Annotated in this window: 21 protein-coding genes; 13 read left to right on the forward strand and 8 right to left on the reverse strand. The window is 69.0% G+C overall.

Translation table 11 applies throughout. The features are described 5' to 3' along the window. Positions 1–358: 358 nt before the first annotated feature. The gene (locus tag A37W_RS20605; RefSeq protein ID WP_018301101.1) at positions 359–1,123 is read right to left on the reverse strand and encodes a BRO-N domain-containing protein; all 765 of its coding nucleotides are present in this window, start codon (positions 1,121–1,123) and stop codon (positions 359–361) included. A 233-nt stretch (positions 1,124–1,356) separates the two neighbouring features. Continuing rightward, a complete protein-coding gene (locus A37W_RS0100720; protein ID WP_018301102.1) occupies positions 1,357–2,319 on the reverse strand; it encodes an IS1595 family transposase in 963 nt (320 codons plus the stop codon). Between the two features lie 98 nt (positions 2,320–2,417). Here A37W_RS0100720 and A37W_RS23980 point away from each other — a divergent pair, with 98 nt between their 5' ends. Together A37W_RS23980 and A37W_RS0100735 are read left to right on the forward strand one after the other, a co-directional pair. Continuing rightward, entirely contained in the window at positions 2,418–2,642 is a 225-nt protein-coding gene (locus A37W_RS23980) for a DUF6471 domain-containing protein (protein WP_018301103.1), read from the forward strand. Further along, positions 2,600–3,487, forward strand: coding sequence for a hypothetical protein (locus A37W_RS0100735; RefSeq protein ID WP_169337566.1), 888 nt, complete (start codon positions 2,600–2,602; stop codon positions 3,485–3,487). Before A37W_RS23980 ends, A37W_RS0100735 begins: the two co-directional genes overlap by 43 nt. A 235-nt stretch (positions 3,488–3,722) precedes the next feature. Here A37W_RS0100735 and gap read toward each other — a convergent pair whose 3' ends face one another. Beyond that, positions 3,723–4,733, reverse strand: a complete 1,011-nt coding sequence (gene gap, locus A37W_RS0100740) for a type I glyceraldehyde-3-phosphate dehydrogenase (protein WP_018301106.1) — start codon at positions 4,731–4,733, stop codon at positions 3,723–3,725. Between the two features lie 89 nt (positions 4,734–4,822). Then, a complete protein-coding gene (locus A37W_RS23515; RefSeq protein WP_018301107.1) occupies positions 4,823–4,963 on the reverse strand; it encodes a hypothetical protein in 141 nt (46 codons plus the stop codon). A gap of 114 nt (positions 4,964–5,077) precedes the next feature. Between A37W_RS23515 and A37W_RS0100750 the strand changes: the two genes are divergently transcribed. Together A37W_RS0100750 and A37W_RS0100755 are read left to right on the forward strand one after the other, a co-directional pair. After that, the gene (locus tag A37W_RS0100750) at positions 5,078–6,049 is read left to right on the forward strand and encodes a DUF808 domain-containing protein (protein WP_018301108.1); all 972 of its coding nucleotides are present in this window, start codon (positions 5,078–5,080) and stop codon (positions 6,047–6,049) included. Next, positions 6,046–6,417 carry a DoxX family protein gene (locus tag A37W_RS0100755; RefSeq protein WP_018301109.1) on the forward strand — a complete coding sequence of 124 codons (372 nt, stop codon included), beginning with the start codon at positions 6,046–6,048 and terminating at the stop codon, positions 6,415–6,417. Before A37W_RS0100750 ends, A37W_RS0100755 begins: the two co-directional genes overlap by 4 nt. 90 nt (positions 6,418–6,507) lie before the next feature. On the opposite strand, the gene tkt is transcribed toward A37W_RS0100755, so the two are convergent. Next, positions 6,508–8,526 carry a transketolase gene (gene tkt / locus A37W_RS0100760; protein ID WP_018301110.1) on the reverse strand — a complete coding sequence of 673 codons (2,019 nt, stop codon included), beginning with the start codon at positions 8,524–8,526 and terminating at the stop codon, positions 6,508–6,510. A gap of 239 nt (positions 8,527–8,765) precedes the next feature. Between tkt and A37W_RS0100765 the strand changes: the two genes are divergently transcribed. The 3 genes from A37W_RS0100765 to A37W_RS20610 are packed head-to-tail and all read left to right on the forward strand — an operon-like array spanning position 8,766 to position 9,987. Continuing rightward, positions 8,766–9,257, forward strand: a complete 492-nt coding sequence (locus A37W_RS0100765; RefSeq protein WP_018301111.1) for a hypothetical protein — start codon at positions 8,766–8,768, stop codon at positions 9,255–9,257. Next, positions 9,257–9,649 carry a cell division protein ZapA gene (locus tag A37W_RS0100770; protein ID WP_018301112.1) on the forward strand — a complete coding sequence of 131 codons (393 nt, stop codon included), beginning with the start codon at positions 9,257–9,259 and terminating at the stop codon, positions 9,647–9,649. The genes A37W_RS0100765 and A37W_RS0100770 overlap by 1 nt, the downstream gene beginning before the upstream one ends. After that, entirely contained in the window at positions 9,649–9,987 is a 339-nt protein-coding gene (locus A37W_RS20610) for an MliC family protein (RefSeq protein ID WP_018301113.1), read from the forward strand. Before A37W_RS0100770 ends, A37W_RS20610 begins: the two co-directional genes overlap by 1 nt. 223 nt (positions 9,988–10,210) lie before the next feature. On the opposite strand, the gene rplI is transcribed toward A37W_RS20610, so the two are convergent. The 3 genes from rplI to rpsF are packed head-to-tail and all read right to left on the reverse strand — an operon-like array spanning position 10,211 to position 11,462. Next, a complete protein-coding gene (gene rplI / locus A37W_RS0100780) occupies positions 10,211–10,849 on the reverse strand; it encodes a 50S ribosomal protein L9 (RefSeq protein ID WP_018301114.1) in 639 nt (212 codons plus the stop codon). A gap of 13 nt (positions 10,850–10,862) precedes the next feature. Continuing rightward, positions 10,863–11,090 carry a 30S ribosomal protein S18 gene (gene rpsR, locus A37W_RS0100785; protein WP_018301115.1) on the reverse strand — a complete coding sequence of 76 codons (228 nt, stop codon included), beginning with the start codon at positions 11,088–11,090 and terminating at the stop codon, positions 10,863–10,865. 18 nt (positions 11,091–11,108) lie between these two features. Further along, entirely contained in the window at positions 11,109–11,462 is a 354-nt protein-coding gene (rpsF, locus tag A37W_RS0100790; protein ID WP_018301116.1) for a 30S ribosomal protein S6, read from the reverse strand. A 248-nt stretch (positions 11,463–11,710) separates the two neighbouring features. Between rpsF and A37W_RS22600 the strand changes: the two genes are divergently transcribed. The 6 genes from A37W_RS22600 (at position 11,711) to mltG (ending at position 17,390) form a co-directional block, all read left to right on the forward strand. Next, a complete protein-coding gene (locus A37W_RS22600) occupies positions 11,711–12,367 on the forward strand; it encodes a hypothetical protein (RefSeq protein WP_018301117.1) in 657 nt (218 codons plus the stop codon). 84 nt (positions 12,368–12,451) lie between these two features. After that, positions 12,452–13,387 (forward strand): ACP S-malonyltransferase, encoded by a 936-nt coding sequence (gene fabD / locus A37W_RS0100800; protein WP_018301118.1) that lies wholly within the window; start codon positions 12,452–12,454, stop codon positions 13,385–13,387. A gap of 28 nt (positions 13,388–13,415) precedes the next feature. Further along, a complete protein-coding gene (fabG, locus tag A37W_RS0100805) occupies positions 13,416–14,153 on the forward strand; it encodes a 3-oxoacyl-[acyl-carrier-protein] reductase (protein ID WP_018301119.1) in 738 nt (245 codons plus the stop codon). Positions 14,154–14,341: 188 nt separating this feature from the next. Beyond that, positions 14,342–14,575 (forward strand): acyl carrier protein, encoded by a 234-nt coding sequence (locus tag A37W_RS0100810; protein ID WP_018301120.1) that lies wholly within the window; start codon positions 14,342–14,344, stop codon positions 14,573–14,575. A gap of 377 nt (positions 14,576–14,952) precedes the next feature. Next, complete coding sequence (gene fabF, locus A37W_RS0100815) at positions 14,953–16,212, forward strand: beta-ketoacyl-ACP synthase II (RefSeq protein ID WP_026198212.1); 1,260 nt, start codon at positions 14,953–14,955, stop codon at positions 16,210–16,212. Next, the gene (gene mltG / locus A37W_RS0100820; protein ID WP_018301122.1) at positions 16,212–17,390 is read left to right on the forward strand and encodes an endolytic transglycosylase MltG; all 1,179 of its coding nucleotides are present in this window, start codon (positions 16,212–16,214) and stop codon (positions 17,388–17,390) included. Before fabF ends, mltG begins: the two co-directional genes overlap by 1 nt. Positions 17,391–17,452 lie beyond the last annotated feature (62 nt).

A 17,452-nucleotide genomic window follows, 5' to 3' on the forward strand; every position in this document is an offset into this window, starting at 1 on the left:
CTTCGGGCCATGCGCCTCGACCGCTACTCCGAAGCCACCATCACGGCGTCGCTCGTCTGCCTGCGAGCGCGGATCGTCCGCGACGACCTGGACGGGCTGGCGCACGTTGAGGCGCTGCTACGCCTGCGGGACGTAGACCCGGAGACTCTGCGGGTGCCGCCCAAGGTGCCGAAGCAAGCGCGGCGAGATACAGCGGATGGTGATGGAGGCGCTGCGGGACGGCGCTGAGACGGTGTGCGAGGTCAGGGACGCGGTGCACCCACGGATGCCGCATCTGAGCAAGCGCGAGGCGTACGAGCGGGTGCGGCAGTGTATGGGTCGGGCGGGGAGGCTGGCCCCGTAGGGCCAGCCGAGCCAGTCAGGCAGCGGTCTTGGGGAGCAGCTTCGGGAGGTGGGGCAAGGCGGCAGGATCGCGGTCGTTGAAGTAGTTTTCCGCGTGCTGGGGAATCCAAACCGTGTCCACAAACTCGATGTAAAGAGCGAGCATGTCGTGCGGGTACTGCCGCGCCTCGCCCTCCCACTCTTTGGTTTTGTGCATGTAGAACTTGTGACGGTTCGCGTGCTCGGGGTGGTGCTTTCGCAGCCAATCCGCGAAGCGCCGACCGACGCTGACGTCAGGACGGTTCTCGCAGCCGTTCGGAGCCTTGTCCGCCATAATGTGGCCGACCATTTCCAACCTGCCCCAGAGCCGGTAGGCCAGCTCAGATATGACCGAGAAGTACCCCGCGTCCACGCGGTCCCAGTTCTCGTTGAAGCGCCGGATGAAGGCCGGGACGCGGCCGCCGTAGCTTCCCGTCTTGCGGATCGACTGCAAGACTTCGGAGGTGATCCACTTCTTGAACCTCTTGGCTTCCGGTTTGGTGGACCGGAGGACAAGGGAGTACAAGCCGGACTCGTTGATAATGTTGAGCTTTCTAGCCCCACCCTTCCGGCCCGGTTGACCCTCGGAAATTCCGAGGGTCATTACTTCGTCCGCATCCAAGCGAGATGCTGCATCGCTTGGGTTCGCTATCCCCAACTTCTTGCAGACATCGAACAAGACGAACCAAGGCTCGCCGTTGCGGTCGATCACTCGGAAGTCTGTGTCGTCTTCGTACTGGAAGACTTGCATTGCGTACTGCATCGCATCGCCCCTCCTTGGGCATTTCTGCGCCGCAGCACGACTTGACGACTCTGCGCCAGAGGCGCATTGTAGTCCGACAGGGAGGACGCCGCGCTGCGGCAGATTTCTTTCGAGCCGGGGGTTAGTTCTGTGGAAGGGACGCCCCCGCGCTCACCCTGTGAGCCCCAATCTACGGCAGATTGTCGCACCCGTCGAGTCCCGGGACGTTCCCGTCCCGTACTCGGGTTGTTCGCTCACGCCGCCCGCTGCCAGTAGCCCGCCCAGTTGCGGCTGACCGGCGACCCCATCGCGTTCGCCACCAGCCGCCGGCCCAGCCCGCCGTTGTCGGTGCGGCGGTTGTCCTCCAGCCACGCCGCATGGGTGGCGTACTGGTGGAGGTACTGCGGGCTGACGTGGTGGTGCTGACCGGCGACCATGCGGCGCAGGCGCGAGAAGTAGCTTTCGACCCAGTTGGTGTGCTTCCCGTGGTCGCTGTAGACCAGCGAGTGATTGACCCGCTGCACCGGCCAGCCCGCGTGGAGCGCATCCCAGTGCGAGGCTTCGTCCGCCAACATGGTGGCGAGGCGATGCACATGCTCCAGCGCCAGCGGAACGCCTTCGGCCTCGGCGCGGACGACGATGGGCAGGGTCCGACCGTACCGCTCGCGGAAGGCGACGACGACGCGGCGGCGCGGGCTTTGGTTCTCCTTGAGGCGGCGGTCCTTCCGGTCCTCCTTGCGGTTCTCCGGGCGGACGTGACCGCCGAAGTACGCGCCATCGACCTCGACGTGACCGTCCAGAACCTCGCCCGTGTGAACCTCCAGCGCCATCGCCTCACGCAGCTTGTGGGCGAGGACGAACGCGGTCTTGTATTGGCAGTCCAGGTCGCGGGAAAGCTGGAGCATCGACACGCCCTTGGCGGCGTTCACGGTGATGCAGATCGCCGCCAGCAGGTCCACGAACGCCATCTTGCGGCTGGCGAAGATCGTGCCGGAGGTCACGCTGAACTGGTGCAGGCACCGCTTGCACTTGAACTTGCGGCGGGTGGCGATGTCGTACGCCTCGTCATGCCCGCAGCGCGGGCACACCGCCTCGCCGTCCGTGTCCTGCCAGCGCATCTTGCGGAAGGTGTCGTACGCGGCTTCCTCACCGGCTTTGTAGATTGCGCGGAGGCTGAGGGTGCGGGCCGCTGCGGAAAGGAGGAAGTGCTGTGCCATCTTATCGTATCCAGTAGGTTCATACCGGATATAGTAAGGTGACATACTGCCCGCAAGAGGTTATCTATCGATTATAGTAGTTTTCTAGCGAGGACGACATGCCGACGCAGACGCAGTGGGAGGCCATGGCCGCCAACCTTCTGAAGGCCGAGCTGAAGCGCAAGGGCGTGACATACGCGCAGCTTGTCGAGAAGCTGGCGGCCATTGGAATCAGTGAGAAGGAAGCGAACGTCGCGAACAAGCTCTCACGGGGCAAGTTCAGTGCGGTGTTCCTGTTGCAATGCCTCTCAGCCGTTGGATCATCGCAGTTGCGCTTGGATTAATTGTCGCAACTTCAGGGCAAGCCCAAGAGCAAGCACAGCCCGGAGAGGGGCAGCCCGACGAACAGCAAGAACCAGCCAGTTCTTACCCTCTGCCGTTCCCGGTTGAAATTGTCGAGGATGAGGCCGCCGCCGATGCCCGCCAGCGCAGCGAGGAAGAAGCCCGCCAGCGGGAGATAGAAGACCTTGCTGCCCAGCAGGGTATGAACGACGCCACACGCGCGATGAACGCGGCCACGCAAGACATGCGTGACTACGCGCTCTATTCCACAATACTCGTCGGCGTTGGTACGGTCCTGCTGTTCGTCACCCTCTTTTTGACCTGGCAAGCCAATAAAGCTGCGAGGGATGCTGTCGAGGTGACCAGAGAAATCGGCGAGGCTCAGGTCAGAGCCTACCCCATATTCCAGATCAAAGAAGTTCTGATATCCAACACGGACGAATTTGGCAATGTCGTCGTTTCGTTTCGCGGAAAGGTCAAAAACACCGGGACTACGCCGGCTTATGGACTCGGATTCCGGATCGAAATCACCAAGGTATCGGGACAGGCGCATGGCGAAACTAACGCCGACGGTCTCGGCATGTTCGATACGGGAACGTCGCTGAGCACTCTCGCGGCCGAACAGGAGGTCAACCAGAAGCTCGAAAGACGAATGGAAGCCGATATTGAGAAAGTTCGATCTGGCCAAGAGGGGTTTCGTCTCACCTATGTCCTGACCTACATCGACGTTTTCGGCAAAAAACAGACTAGTCCCATCGTCTCTGGAACTACTGGCATCGACCAAGACGCCGGAAAGATCATTTTTATGCCGGATATCCTGACCGGACATGATGAGGAAGAAGACTAGCAGCTTAATCACCGCTCAACCCTCCGTCCGAGGGTTGGTGCGTTTGATACATAAGGCCGCAGGTGTGCCCCTGAACGCGCTTCATCCAGCGTGCTGCGATTCGCCTGAGCCTCAAGGATTCCCGGCTTCGCCGGCGCCTGCGGCGTCCTTGACCCTCCGCCGAATCGCGAAGGGGGCGCGGGTGGCGGTCGGGTGCGCGGGGGCCGGCGCCTTTCGGGGGCGCCGGCCGCCTTCTTCAGATCAGCTTGCCCATCGCGACGGCGGTGTCGCTCATCCGGTTCGAGAAGCCCCACTCGTTGTCGTACCAGGTCAGGATGCGGACCATCGTCCCCTCCATCACCTTGGTCTGGTCCATGTGGAAGATCGACGAGTGCGGATCGTGGTTGAAGTCGGACGAGACGAGCTTTTCCTCGGTGTAGCCGAGGATTCCCTTCAGCGGGCCGTCCGCTGCCGCCTTGATCGCCGCGTTCACCTCCTCGACCGAGGTCTCGCGCGCCGCCTCGAACGTGAGATCCACGACCGAGACGTTCGGCGTCGGCACGCGGATCGCCACGCCGTCGAGCTTGCCCTTCAGCTCGGGCAGGACGAGGCCCACGGCCTTGGCCGCGCCGGTCGAGGTCGGGATCATCGACAGCGCCGCTGCGCGGGCGCGGTAGAGATCCTTGTGCATCGTGTCCAGCGTCGGCTGGTCGCCGGTGTAGGAGTGGATCGTCGTCATGAAGCCCTTGGCGATGCCGATGGACTCGTTCAGCACCTTCGCCACCGGCGCGAGGCAGTTGGTCGTGCAGGAGGCGTTCGAGACGATGCGGTCGTCGGCCGTCAGCGTCTCGTGGTTGACGCCGTAGACGATCGTCTTCTCGCCCTGGGTCGGGTTCGACAGCGGGGCCGAGACCAGCACCCGGCTCGAGCCGTTGTCGAGGTGGGCCCGCGCCTTGTCGGGCGAGGTGAAGATGCCGGTGCACTCCATCACGATGTCGACGTCGCCCCAGGGCAGGTCGGCCGGGTTGCGTTCGGCCGAAACCTTGATGGCGCCGCGGCCGACGTCGATCGTGTCGCCCTGGACCCGGACCTCGGCTGGAAAGCGGCCGTGCACGCTGTCGTAGCGCAGGAGGTGCGCGTTGGTCTCGACCGGGCCGAGGTCGTTGATCGCGATCACCTCGATGTCGGTGCGCCCGGACTCGATGATCGCCCGCAGCACGTTCCGCCCGATCCGGCCGAAGCCGTTGATTGCCACCTTGACTGCCATGCGAGAGCCCTTTCGCCTGTTGCCTGTGCCTCCGCGCGGGGGCGGGGGCCGTCGCCCGTCACCAAGCCCATTCCGGGCGGCACGTCAACCTAGCGCCAGAAGGCGAGGCTGCGGATCAGGTCCGTGAAGCGCCGGGCCGCGAAGAGCGTGCCGCCCCAGCCCATCCAGATGTCCAGCGCGACGAGAAGCGCGAGCGCGAGGAAGAGCAGGAGGGCGAGGCGGGTCGTCATGGCGGCGGAGGCTAGACCGGGTCGGCCGGGTTGGGAACCGTCGGCCGGGCTCCGGGTTGCCCGGCGACGGTGGCGCGGTATCTTTGCCGCACGGCAAACGACGCGCGGGACGAGATGAGCGGACTACTGGCCCTACTGGACGACGTGGCGGGCATCGCCAAGGTGGCGGCCGCCTCGGTCGACGACGTGGCCGCCGCCGCGGCCAAGGCGGGCACCAAGACCGCCGGCGTCCTCATCGACGACGCCGCGGTGACGCCGAAATACGTCACCGGCTTCAGCCCGCAGCGCGAGCTTCCGATCATCTGGAGGATCACCCGCGGCTCGCTGTTCAACAAGATCGTCATCCTGCTGCCGATCGCGCTGCTGCTGTCGAACTTCGCGCCGTGGGCGATCACCCCGCTCCTCATGCTGGGAGGGTCTTACCTGTGCTTCGAAGGGGCGGAGAAGGTGCTGCACGCGGTCGCGCCCCATGCGTCGGAGGCGGTGAAGGCGGATCTCGACATCAAGGATCCCGGGCACCTCGAGGAGAAGAAGGTTCGCGGCGCGATCAAGACCGACTTCATCCTGTCGGCCGAGATCATGACCATCGCCCTGTCGGTGATCCCCGAAAGCACGATCTGGATGGAGGCCGCGACCCTCGCGGTCGTCGGCATCGGGATCACGATCATCGTCTACGGCTCGGTCGCGCTGATCGTGAAGGCGGACGACGTGGGGCTGAAGCTGGCCGAGATCGGCCGGCTGGGCGTCACCCGCGCCTTCGGGCGGGGGCTGGTGCGCTGGATGCCGGTCTTCCTCAAGGTCCTGTCGGTGGTCGGCACCGCGGCGATGCTGTGGGTCGGCGGGAACATCGTGGTCCACGGGCTGTCCGATCTGGGCTGGCCGCTGATCTACGACTGGATCCACTACCGTGCCGAGTGGCTGGCGGAGCAGGCCCGCACCTGGCACGATGCGGTCGCCTGGGCGGCGACGGCGGCGATGGACGGCGTCCTCGGGCTCGTGTGGGGCACGGCGCTGATCCCGGTCGCCACAGGCCTCGTCGGGCCCTTGATCGGCGCGGTCACCGGCAACCGGGCGGAGAGCCATTGAGGGGCGAGGCCTCCGCGCTTTTCGCCGCGCGGGTGCTGGTGGGGACGCTGTTCCTCGCCGGGGCGGTGCAGAAGGGGGTGTCGCCCGGCAACGTGATCGACTTGCTTGCGGGGCGGGGCTGGCCGGAGTGGCTGGTCTGGCCGACGCTGGTCTACGACGCGGGCGTCGCCCTGCTGCTTTTTGCCGGCATCGCGGTGCGCCCCGTGGCGCTGTCGGCGGCGGCCTATTGCGCGGTGACGTCGCTGTTCCACTTCGTCCCGGAGGATGGGTGGCAGATGAGCATCTTCGTCAAGAACTGGGCCATCGCCGGCGGATGCCTCGCGCTGGCCGTCGCCGGAGCGGGCCGCTGGCGGCTCGGCGGCGGGTAGGTTGCCGCGAAACGAAGGCAGCTGCCCGGGGTCACGTCCCGCCCCGCGAGCCCGGGCGGCCTTGCGGGGCGGGACATCGGACGGGTGGCTCTAGCCCAGAAGTGCCCGCACCTTTTCGGCTGTCGCCTCGGCGGTGATGCCGAACTCCTCGAACAGCACCTCCGCCGGGGCCGAGGCGCCGAAATCGGTCATGCCGACGAAATCGGCCTTCTGCTCGCGCCCGCGCTCGCCGAGGAGGAGGCGGTCCCAGGGCGCGCGCACGCCGGCCTCGATGGCCACGCGCACCGGTCCGGCGGGCAGGACGCGCTTCCGGTAGGCCTCGTCCTGCTCCATGAACAGTTCGATCGAGGGGACCGACACGACGCGGACGCCGATCTCCTCGGCCTCCAGCAGCGCCTTCGCGGCCAGCGCGACCTGCACCTCGGAGCCCGAGGCCATGAGGATCGCCCGGCGCTTTCCCTCCGCCTCGGCCAGGACGTAGGCGCCCTGGGCGGTCAGGTTCTTGCCGGTGTGCTTGCGGCGGACGGCCGGCAGGTTCTGCCGCGACAGGGCGAGGACGGTGGGCCGCGTCACCTCGGCCAGCGCCAGCTCCCACGCCTCGGCGGTCTCGACCGTGTCGGCGGGGCGAAGGACGGTGAGGTTCGGCATGGCGCGCAGCGCGGCGAGATGCTCGACCGGCTGGTGCGTCGGGCCGTCCTCGCCGAGGCCGATGGAATCGTGGGTCATCACGTAGATCACCGGCGCCTTCATCAGCGCCGACAGCCGCATCGCCGGGCGGGCGTAGTCGGTGAAGCACATGAAGGTGCCGCCGTAGGGGCGCAGACCCCCGTGCAGCGCGATCCCGTTCATCGCCGCGGCCATGCCATGCTCGCGGATGCCGTAGTGGATGTAGCGGCCCGAGCGGTTCTCGGCGGAGAAGACGCCGAGGTCGGAGGTCAGCGTGTTGTTGGAGCCGGTGAGGTCGGCGGAGCCGCCGATCGTCTCCTTCATCACCGGGTTGATGACCTCGAGGACCATCTCGCTCGACTTGCGGGTGGCGACGGTCTTGCCCTCGTCGGCGGCCTGCTTCTTGAGCGCCTTGATCCGACCGGACAGCGCCTTGGGCGGCTCGCTGGCGTAGATCCGCTCCAGCTCGCCCCGCTGGCGGTCGGACAGGGCCTCGAAGCGGGACTGCCACGCCTTGTGCGCCTCGGCGCCGCGGGCGCCGAAGCCTTCCCAGCGCTGCTTCACCTCGTCCGGGATCTCGAAGGGGCCGTAGTTCCAGCCGTAGGCCTCCTTCGCGGCCTGCAGCTGCTCGGCGTCGGTGAGGGCGCCATGGCCCTTGGCGGTGTCCTGCGCCTTGTGGCCGAGGGCGATGTGGGTGTGGCAGTCGATCATCGACGGGCGCGGGTCGGCCTTGGCGGCCTCGATCGCGGCGTCGATGGCCTCGGGATCGTGGCCGTCGACCTCCTGCACGTGCCAGCCGGAGGCGGCAAAGCGGGCCTGCTGGTCGGTGGAATCGGCCAGGTCGGTCTTGCCGTCGATGGTGATCTTGTTGTCGTCGAAGAAGACGGTGAGCTTGCCGAGCTTCAGGTGCCCCGCGAGCGCGATCGCCTCCTGGCTGACGCCCTCCATCAGGCAGCCGTCGCCGGCGAAGACCCAGGTGCGGTGGTCGACGACCTTGTCGCCGAAGCGGGCGCGCAGCGATTCCTCGGCGATGGCGAAGCCGACCGAGGTCGCGATGCCCTGGCCGAGCGGGCCGGTGGTGGTGTCGACGCCGTCGATGTGGCCGTATTCGGGGTGGCCCGGCGTGCGCGAGCCCCACTGGCGGAAGTCCTTGAGCTGCTGCAGCGTCGCCTGCTCGTACCCCGTCAGGTGCAACACGGCGTAGAGCAGCATCGAGCCGTGGCCGTTGGACAGGAGGAACCGGTCCCGGTCCGGCCAGGTGGGCGATTTGGGGTCGAACTTCAGGTGCTTGCCCCAGAGGACTGTGGCGATGTCGGCCATCCCCATCGGCATCCCGGAGTGGCCGGAATTGGCGGCGGCGACCGCGTCGAGCGCGAGGGTGCGGATGGCGGCAGCGTTCATCCAGTGATCGGGGTGCGCGGCGCGCAGGTCGGCGATGTCCAAGGCTCGTCCTCGTGATGCGGGGGCAGGATCGGTCGCCTGCGTCATAGCAGCGCCGGGACGCCGTGCAAACCGCCGCCGCGTCACCGGATCAACGCAGCCGCGCAAACCGCTGACGGGGCAGGGGAACCGCCGATTGCCACCGGGGCGGCCAGTGGACTAGGCTTCCGGCCCAAGGGCACGATTCGCCCACGCGCCGCAAGAGCGCGGGCAGGATCGCACACAGGCAAAGGCAGTGGCACATGCCGGACAGTACCGACATCTCGGATCTCGAGCGGCGGATCACCGCCGCGCTCGACCGTATCCGCCGCGGGATCGACGCCATTCCGGAGCCCGCTCCCGCGCCGGAGATCTCGGCCGAGGACCATGCCGCCCTCAGCCAGCGACTGGAAGAGGAACGCACCGCCAACGCGCAGCTGGAAGAGCGCGTGCGGGTTCTGAAGGAGCGGCAGGAGGGGCGCATCGCCGCGCTGGAGCGCGAGGTCGCGGCAGAGCGCGAGCGGGCAGGCCGGCTCGACGGGGACCTGCAGGCCCTGCGACAGGCGAACGCGGAGCTGTCGGACACGGTGGCCCAGCTGCGGGGGGCGCTGGAGGAGGGGCTCGACGATCCCGCCCTCGTCAACCGCGCCATCCTGGCCGAGCTGGAGGGCCTGAAGGCCGCCCGCGCCGCGGACCGGACCGAGATCGAGGAAATCCTGGCCGAGCTGCGGCCGATCATCGAGGAGGCGTCGTGATGCCGCAGGTGACGATCTCCATCGGCGGCCGCACCTTCGACGTGGCCTGCCAGGCCGGCGAGGAGCCGTTCCTGCAGTCCGCCGCGCAGATGCTGGACACCGAGGCGTCGGCCCTGTCCGACCAGATCGGGCGGATGCCCGAGGGGCGGATGCTGCTGATGGCCGGGCTCATGCTCGCCGACAAGACGGCCGGGGTCGAGGACCGCCTTCGCGAGGCCGAAGGCCGCGTCGCGGAACTGACCGCCCGGGTCGAGGAGTTGGAAGCAAGACCGGCCCCGGAAGCGGAGCGGGTCGAGGTGCCGGTCGTGCCGGATGCCGTGCTCGAGACCCTGGCCGAAATCGCGGCCCGGGCCGAGGCGGTGGCGGACAGCGTGGAGGAGCGGGCAGGGTGATGCCGAGGATCATGGTGACGGGTGCGGCCTGTCTCGCCGCGACGGCGGCCGCTGCCGACGCGGACATGCGCCGCATCGACTATACCTGCGACAGGGGCGCGCTCATCGAGGCCGCCTACTTCGACGTCGATGGCGAGCCGGAGGCGGTCGCGCTTACGCTGGAAGGCCGTCTCATCGGTCTGTTCGCCGAGAACACGGGCGCCCAGGTGCGCTATGGCTGGCCGTCGGACGGCTCCAACTACGTCTGGCTGATCGAGGGGGGCGCGGCGCAGCTGCTGTGGTCCAACGGAGCGGAGCAGTCGGAGAGCGTGCTGCTGCAGGAGTGCCTGCCGGAATAGGCCCGTGTCCGTCGTTCCGCGGTTCGCGGCCGGCCGGTTCCGAGCCTCGATCTGGCCGATCGCGGAAACATTAGCGTCGCCCGAGGCCGTCGTCCGCACGGCCGCGCGCGTCCGCCCGACCAGGGCCGTGCCCGCGGGCGCCGAGTCGAGCCCGCCCCCTGCCTGATGAAAAAAAGGGCCGCCTCGCGGCGGCCCTTCCAAGCGGTCGTCGGGTGAGGCGCCGTCAGGCGTCCTCGTCCTCGTCGCGGTCCTTGCGGCCGGCGCCGACGGCGTCGAGGATGTCGTCGACCGAGGCGCTGTCCTGACCGGCCGAGCCGATGTCGTCGAACAGCTCCTGGATCTCGAACTCCGCGGCGGCCTCTTCCTCGGCGGCGGCTTCCTGGATCGACTTGCCCGACGCCTGAAGCTCGGCCTCTTCGGGCGAGCGGGCGACGTTCACGGTGATCTCGGCCTCGACCTCGGGGTGCAGGCTGACGGTGACCTTGTGCAGGCCCAGATCCTTGATCGGGCCGGTCAGCACCACCTGGCGCTTGTCGACCGTGACGCCCGATTCGGCGGCCGCGTCCGCGACGTCGCGGGGCGTGACCGACCCGTAGAGCGCGCCGCCGTCCGACGCCTGCCGGATGATGACGAAGCTCTCGCCGTCCAGCTTGGCGGCCAGCGTCTCGGCCTCTTTCCTGGTCTCGAGGTTGCGGGCCTCGAGCTGGGCCTTCTGACCCTCGAACCGGGCCATGTTGGCCTCGTTCGCGCGCAGCGCCTTGCCCTGCGGCAGAAGGAAGTTGCGGGCGTAGCCCTCCTTGACGGAGACGACCTCGCCCATCTGGCCAAGCTTGGCCACGCGTTCCAGTAGGATGACGTCCATTGTGAGGGTCTCCTTACTTCACGGCGTAGGGCAGCAGCGCCAGGAACCGGGCACGCTTGATCGCCTGGGCGAGCTTGCGCTGGTTCTTGGAGCCGACGGCGGTGATCCGGGAGGGGACGATCTTGCCCCGCTCGGAGATGTAGCGCTGCAGGAGCCGGGTGTCCTTGTAGTCGATCACCGGGGCGCCTTCGCCCTCGAACGGATCGGTCTTGCGGCGGCGGAAGAACGGCTTGGCGGCCATGTGCTTATCCTTTCCTGATCAGCGGCGGTCGCGGCGACCGTCCCGGTCGTCCCGCTTCTGCATCTGCGCCGAGGGCAGTTCCTCGTGCGCGTCGACCTTGACCGTCAGCACGCGCATGACGTCGTCGTGCAGGCGCATCAGGCGCTCCATCTCCTGCACGGCGGGGGCCGGGCTGTCGGAGCGCAGGAAGGCGTAGTGCCCCTTGCGGTTCTTGTTGATCTTGTAGGCCATGGTCTTCACGCCCCAGTATTCGTGATCGACCAACTTCCCGCCGTTGTCGGCGAGGACCTGGCCGAAATGCTCGATGAGCCCTTCGGCCTGCGCGTTGGACAAGTCCTGACGCGCGATGAACACATGCTCGTAAAGCGGCATGCCCACTCCATTTCTGTCACGGCGCATTTCAAAGGGCGGGTCCTGCTCTTCCGCTCCCGCCCACGAGAGTCTGCGCGGATGATAAGGTGCGTCCGCGGAAGATCGCGGCCTTATACAGGTTCCGCCTCGCGGGGCAAGGGCGGCGCCCCGGGCGCCGGGCGGGTCACCGACTTTCCCGCCCGGCGCCCCGTTCCGGCCAGAATCGGGGCGCCATCCTGCGGGACCAGGACCCTGGAAGGTGCTTGCCCGTGACCGCGATCCCCGACACGCCCGACTCCACCGACGCTGCCCGCCGGACCCTGGCGGGCGTCGAAGGTCCCGGCCTCGATCTGTCGGAGACCTACTGGGGCTACATCGTCCGATCGACCGAGCCGGCGTCGCCGGTCTTGGTCCTGCTGCAGGCCGCGGCCCTGCTTCTCGGTGCGGCCTTCGCGGCGGCGACGGCGGGGATGTGGCTGTTCCCCGCCGGGACCGGCGTGGCGGGCGTGATGACCATGAAGCTTGGCGCCTCGGTGGTCACGGGGGCGATCGCGGTGCTCCTGCTGTGGTTCGCAAGCCGCGGCGACCGCGCGGAATACCAGATCGACACCAGCCTCGGCGAGGTGCGCGAGGTCGTGCGCAACCGGGCCGGGCGCCCGTCGCTGACCGCGCGCTACGGGTTCGACGCGCTCACCGGCGCGAGCGCCGTCCCGGTGGGGCGCCGCCGTGGCCCGCCGCTCGGCTGGCTGACGGTGACCACCGCGGAGGGGGAGGAGCTGGCGCTTCTCCGGGCGCCCGAGGCGACGGTCGAGTGGCTGGCGGCGCGGATGGAGCGCGACATCGCCCTCGGCTCGCGCAAGGTCCGGACCTTCGATGCGGTGCATCCGTTCGAGCTGTCGATCCGCGAGGCCGGCCGGGCGGCGTAGCACCGGCCGCACCCCCGCCGTCGCTTGTCGGACCGGGGTCCAGCCTGTAAAGGCGGGCCCGACACCGCAAGTGGGGGGGGGGCGATGCGCGCATTCGTGTTTCCGGGGCAGGGCGCCCAGACGATCGGCATGGGCAGGGCGCTGGCCGAGGCCTATCCCGACGCCCGCGCAGCCTTCGACGAGGTCGACGAGGCGCTGGGCGAGAGCCTGTCCTCCCTCATCTGGGAGGGCGACGCCGAGACGCTGACCCGCACCCGCAACGCCCAGCCCGCGCTGATGGTCACCTCGATCGCCGCGATGCGGGCGCTGAAGGCCGAGGGCGTGACGCTGGCCGCCGCGGACTTCGTCGCGGGGCATTCGCTTGGAGAGTATTCCGCGCTGTGCGCCGCGGGGGCGCTGTCGCTGGCCGACACGGCGCGGCTTCTGCGGATCCGGGGCGATGCGATGCAGGCGGCGGTGCCGGTGGGCGAGGGCGCGATGGCCGCGCTCCTCGGTCTCGACCTCGCGGCGGCGGAGGCGGTTGCGGCCGAGGCGGCCGAAGGTGACGTCTGCGAGGCGGCGAACGACAACGACCCGGCGCAGGTCGTGGTCTCCGGCCACCGCGCAGCGGTGGAGCGGGCGGTCGGGATCGCCAAGGAGAAGGGCGCCAAGCGGGCGCTGATGCTGCCGGTGTCGGCGCCGTTCCACTCCGCCCTGATGCAGCCGGCGGCCGAGGCGATGGAGGCGGCGCTCGCCGACGTGGCGATGGCGGCGCCGCAGGTGCCGCTGATCGCGAACGTGACCGCGGCGCCGGTGACCGACCCGGCCGAGATCCGCCGCCTGCTGGTGGCGCAGGTGACCGGCCGCGTCCGCTGGCGCGAGAGCGTCGAGACGATGGCCGGCCGCGGCGTCGGCGCGTTCTGGGAGATCGGCGCCGGCAAGGCGCTGTCGGGCATGATCCGCCGCATCGCAAAGGAGGCGGAGACCCGCGCCGTCGGCACGCCCGAAGACGTGGCGGCCGCGGCGGAGAGCCTCGGCTGACCGGGCGAAACAGGATAGGGGAAGAGACATGTTCGACCTGACTGGCAGGACGGCGCTGGTGACCGGCGCGAGCGGCGGCCTCGGCGGGGCCATCGCGACGGCGCTGCACGAGGCGGGGGCGACGGTCGCCCTGTCCGGGACGCGGGAGGGGCCGCTGCAGGAGCTGGCGGCGCAGCTGGGCGAGCGGGCGCACGTCCTGCCCTGCAACCTCGGCGATGCGGCCGCGGTGGCCGAGCTGCCGAAGCAGGCGGCCGACGCGATGGGCGGGCTCGACATCCTGGTGAACAACGCCGGCGTGACGCGGGACAACCTGTTCCTGCGGATGTCCGACGAGGAATGGGCCGAGGTCCTCGACATCAACCTCACCTCCACCATGCGGCTGTGCCGCGGGGCGCTGCGCGGGATGATGAAGGCGCGCTGGGGCCGGATCGTGAACATCTCGTCCATCGTGGCCCAGACCGGCAATCCGGGGCAGGCGAACTACGCCGCCTCCAAGGCCGGGATGGTCGGCTTCTCCAAGAGCCTCGCCAAGGAGGTCGCGACGCGCGGCATCACCGTCAACTGCGTCGCGCCCGGCTTCATCGCCACCGCGATGACGGACAAGCTGACGGACGAGCAGAAGGCCAAGATCGACGTGCAGATTCCCGCCGGCCGGATGGGCACCCCGCGCGAGATCGCGGCCGCCGTCCTGTACCTCGCCAGCGAGGAAGCGGCCTACGTGACCGGCGCGACGCTGCATGTGAACGGCGGCATGTCGATGGTCTGACGGCCCCTCCGGCCGCGGGGTGAAAGCGTTTGCGGCCGGGGAAATCTCTGCTATTAGCGCCAGTGATCTCAAGGCCGGTCCCTTCCGGAGCCGGCCGTGACGCCCCGCGATGTCGGGCAATCGAGCCGCCCCGAGGGGCATCAGCAAGCCGGGCCGGGAACAGGCGCGGAAGAACATGAGGAAGTGACATGAGCGACGTCGAAGACCGCGTGCGCAAGATCGTGGTGGAGCACCTTGGTGTCGAAGAGGACAAGGTGACCGAGAGCGCCTCCTTCATCGACGATCTGGGCGCCGACAGCCTCGACACCGTCGAGCTGGTGATGGCGTTCGAGGAGGAGTTCGGGATCGAGATCCCGGACGACGCCGCCGAGACCATCCAGACCTTCGGCGACGCCGTGAAGTACATCAAGGAAGCCACCTGAGCCTCTCCGGTTCACGGGTTCAGAGAGGGCGGCGCCGAGAGGCGCCGCCCTTTCTCTTTTCGGGCAGGGCCGACTGAGCGCCGGCGTGCCCCGCGGTCGGTTCCTGATATGCCCGCCCCGGACCTGATCCGGGGCCCCGATCGGCGAAGCACCCTCATTGGGCGAGGTCCCGGGTCAAGCCCGGGACGGGCTTTCGGGGGTGGGACCCTCCCGCTCCCCCCGGCGGGCCGTCGGGTCGAGCGCGCCCTCGGTCTCTGTCCCCCGGGGTCGCCTTCCTCCGCGGTCCGCCGCCGAGCGTGCGGGGCCGCGCCCTTGCCCCGTCCGCCCCGCGCGTACTATCAGGGCCGGGAAAAAGCGGGCCGAGGCGAGGGCGGAACATGCGGCGAGTGGTTGTCACGGGACTGGGACTGGTCACGCCGCTGGCGGACGGGGTGGAGGAGAGCTGGACGCGCATCCTCGCCGGGCAGTCCGGGGCCGGGCCGATCACCCAGTTCGACCCCTCGAACGTGGTCACGACCTACGCCTGCGAGGTGCCGCGCGGCGACGGCAGCGACGGCACGTTCGACGCCAACCGCTACATGGAGCCGAAGGACCAGCGCAAGGTCGACGACTTCATCCTCTACGGCATGGCCGCGGCGCAGCAGGCGGTCGAGGATTCGGGTTGGAAACCCGAGGCGGCGGAGGACCAGAACCGGACGGGCGTGCTGATCGGCTCGGGCATCGGGGGCCTCAAGTCGATCGAAGAGACGACGCTGCTGATCCGCGACAAGGGCGTGCGCCGCGTCTCGCCGTTCTTCATCCCCGGCGCGCTGATCAACCTGATCTCGGGGCAGGTCTCGATCCGCTACGGCTTCAAGGGGCCGAACCACGCGGTCGTCACCGCCTGCTCGACCGGTGCGCACGCCATCGGCGACGCGACCGAGATGATCCGCCGCGGCGCCGCCGACGTCATGGTCGCGGGCGGGGCCGAGGCCGCGATCTGCGAGATCGGCATCGCCGGCTTCAACGCCTGCAAGGCGCTGTCGACCAAGCGGGCGGACGACCCGACCAAGGCCAGCCGGCCCTATGACGCGGACCGGGACGGCTTCGTCATGGGCGAGGGCGCGGGCGTCGTCGTGCTGGAGGAGTACGAGCACGCCAAGGCGCGGGGCGCGAAGATCTACGCCGAGGTGCTGGGATACGGCATGTCGGGCGACGCCTACCACATCACGGCGCCCAGCGAGGACGGCGACGGCGGCGAGCGCTCGATGCGGGCGACGCTGGAGAGCGCGGGCCTGCAGCCGGCGGACATCGACTACATCAACGCGCACGGCACCTCGACAATGGCCGACGTCATCGAACTCGCGGCCGTCGAGAGGCTGATGGGCGACGCCGCGGCGAAGGTGACGATGTCGTCGACCAAGTCGGCGACCGGCCACCTCCTCGGCGCCGCCGGCGCGATCGAGGCGATCTTCTCGATCCTGGCGATCCGCGACCAGGTCGCGCCGCCGACGATCAACCTCGACGACCCTGCGGTGGACAGCCCCGTCGACCTTGCCCCCAACGCCAAGCGCGAGCGGAAGATCGAGGTCGCGCTGTCGAACTCCTTCGGCTTCGGCGGCACCAACGCGAGCGTGATCTTCGGGACGCCCCGCTGATGTGGCGACATGTGGCGTCCAACGCCCTGACGTTCTTCGTCGTGGTGCTGTTCCTGGTGGGCGGCCTCATCACCTGGGGCGTCGGACAGTACCGGGCCGAGGGACCGCTCGACGCCGCCATCTGCCTGAACGTGCCGTCCAACAGCTCCATGCGGTCGGTCAGCGCCGAGCTGGCCGCGCAGGGCGCCGTGACGTCGCCCACGGTCTTCCGCATCGGCGTCGACTACGAGGATATCGGCGGACAGCTGAAGGCCGGCAACTTCCTGATCCCCGCCGGCGCCTCGATGGAGGCGATCGCGGCCGAGATCACGGGCACCGGCGCGTCCACCTGCGGCACCCGCGTCGTCTATCGCGTGGGCGTCGCGCGGACGGTCGCCGAGGTGCAGTCGCTGGATCCCGCCACGGGCAGCTTCACCGAAACGGCGGAATTCGTGCCGGGCGAGGGCGAGCCGCCGGCGGAGTACCTCGAGGCGCGGGAGGCCGCCGACACGACGTTCGAGTTCGACGTCGTCCCCGGCGTCACCAGCTGGCAGGTGGTGCAGGCGATGGGGGCGATCGACCTGTTCGAGGGGACGGTGCCCGAGGTGCCGGCCGAGGGCTCGCTCGCCCCGCGCGCCTACGAGATCGAACCGGGCACCGATCCGGCGGCGCTGCTGGCCGAGATGGAGGAGCGGCAGGCGGCGATCCTCGCCACCGCGTGGGAGAACCGCGCCGAGGGGCTGCCGATCGAGACCCCGGAGGAGGCGCTGATCCTCGCCTCCATCGTCGAGAAGGAGACGGGCGTTCCCGACGAGCGGCCGCAGGTCGCCTCGGTCTTCGTGAACCGGCTGGAGCAGGGTATGCGGCTGCAGACCGATCCCACGGTCATATACGGCATCACCAATGGCGAGGGGGTCCTCGGCCGCGGCCTGCGCGCCAGCGAGCTGCGCGCGGCGACGCCCTACAACACCTACGTGATCGCGGGCCTGCCGCCGACGCCGATCGCCAATCCCAGCCGCGAGGCGATCGAGGCGGCGCTGAATCCGGCGACGACCGACTTCATCTTCTTCGTGGCCGACGGGACCGGCGGGCACGCCTTCGCCACCAACCTCGAGGACCACAACCGCAACGTCGCCGTCTGGCGCGAGATCGAGGCCGAGCAGGCCGCGGCCGCCGAGGCGGAGGCGAGCGACGGCTGATCCTGCCGGCACCGCACGGACCCTTCGGCGGCGCGTAACCCGCGCCGCTGTACATCTCCTCG

This window comes from Wenxinia marina DSM 24838 (genome assembly GCF_000379485.1).
In the GTDB taxonomy this organism is placed as follows: domain Bacteria; phylum Pseudomonadota; class Alphaproteobacteria; order Rhodobacterales; family Rhodobacteraceae; genus Wenxinia; species Wenxinia marina.

What these genes read in the sequence shown, in the direction of transcription:
- A37W_RS0100735 (WP_169337566.1), top strand. Translation starts at nt 2,600, where the DNA reads ATGCCTCTCAGCCGTTGGATCATCGCAGTTGCGCTTGGATTAATTGTC.
- fabG (WP_018301119.1), top strand. Translation starts at nt 13,416, where the DNA reads ATGTTCGACCTGACTGGCAGGACGGCGCTGGTGACCGGCGCGAGCGGC.
- A37W_RS0100720 (WP_018301102.1), bottom strand. Translation starts at nt 2,319, where the DNA reads ATGGCACAGCACTTCCTCCTTTCCGCAGCGGCCCGCACCCTCAGCCTC.
- A37W_RS0100810 (WP_018301120.1), top strand. Translation starts at nt 14,342, where the DNA reads ATGAGCGACGTCGAAGACCGCGTGCGCAAGATCGTGGTGGAGCACCTT.
- A37W_RS23980 (WP_018301103.1), top strand. Translation starts at nt 2,418, where the DNA reads ATGCCGACGCAGACGCAGTGGGAGGCCATGGCCGCCAACCTTCTGAAG.
- rpsF (WP_018301116.1), bottom strand. Translation starts at nt 11,462, where the DNA reads ATGCCGCTTTACGAGCATGTGTTCATCGCGCGTCAGGACTTGTCCAAC.
- mltG (WP_018301122.1), top strand. Translation starts at nt 16,212, where the DNA reads ATGTGGCGACATGTGGCGTCCAACGCCCTGACGTTCTTCGTCGTGGTG.
- rpsR (WP_018301115.1), bottom strand. Translation starts at nt 11,090, where the DNA reads ATGGCCGCCAAGCCGTTCTTCCGCCGCCGCAAGACCGATCCGTTCGAG.
- gap (WP_018301106.1), bottom strand. Translation starts at nt 4,733, where the DNA reads ATGGCAGTCAAGGTGGCAATCAACGGCTTCGGCCGGATCGGGCGGAAC.
- A37W_RS20605 (WP_018301101.1), bottom strand. Translation starts at nt 1,123, where the DNA reads ATGCAGTACGCAATGCAAGTCTTCCAGTACGAAGACGACACAGACTTC.
- A37W_RS23515 (WP_018301107.1), bottom strand. Translation starts at nt 4,963, where the DNA reads ATGACGACCCGCCTCGCCCTCCTGCTCTTCCTCGCGCTCGCGCTTCTC.
- rplI (WP_018301114.1), bottom strand. Translation starts at nt 10,849, where the DNA reads ATGGACGTCATCCTACTGGAACGCGTGGCCAAGCTTGGCCAGATGGGC.
- A37W_RS0100765 (WP_018301111.1), top strand. Translation starts at nt 8,766, where the DNA reads ATGCCGGACAGTACCGACATCTCGGATCTCGAGCGGCGGATCACCGCC.
- A37W_RS0100770 (WP_018301112.1), top strand. Translation starts at nt 9,257, where the DNA reads ATGCCGCAGGTGACGATCTCCATCGGCGGCCGCACCTTCGACGTGGCC.
- fabD (WP_018301118.1), top strand. Translation starts at nt 12,452, where the DNA reads ATGCGCGCATTCGTGTTTCCGGGGCAGGGCGCCCAGACGATCGGCATG.
- A37W_RS0100750 (WP_018301108.1), top strand. Translation starts at nt 5,078, where the DNA reads ATGAGCGGACTACTGGCCCTACTGGACGACGTGGCGGGCATCGCCAAG.
- fabF (WP_026198212.1), top strand. Translation starts at nt 14,953, where the DNA reads ATGCGGCGAGTGGTTGTCACGGGACTGGGACTGGTCACGCCGCTGGCG.
- A37W_RS20610 (WP_018301113.1), top strand. Translation starts at nt 9,649, where the DNA reads ATGCCGAGGATCATGGTGACGGGTGCGGCCTGTCTCGCCGCGACGGCG.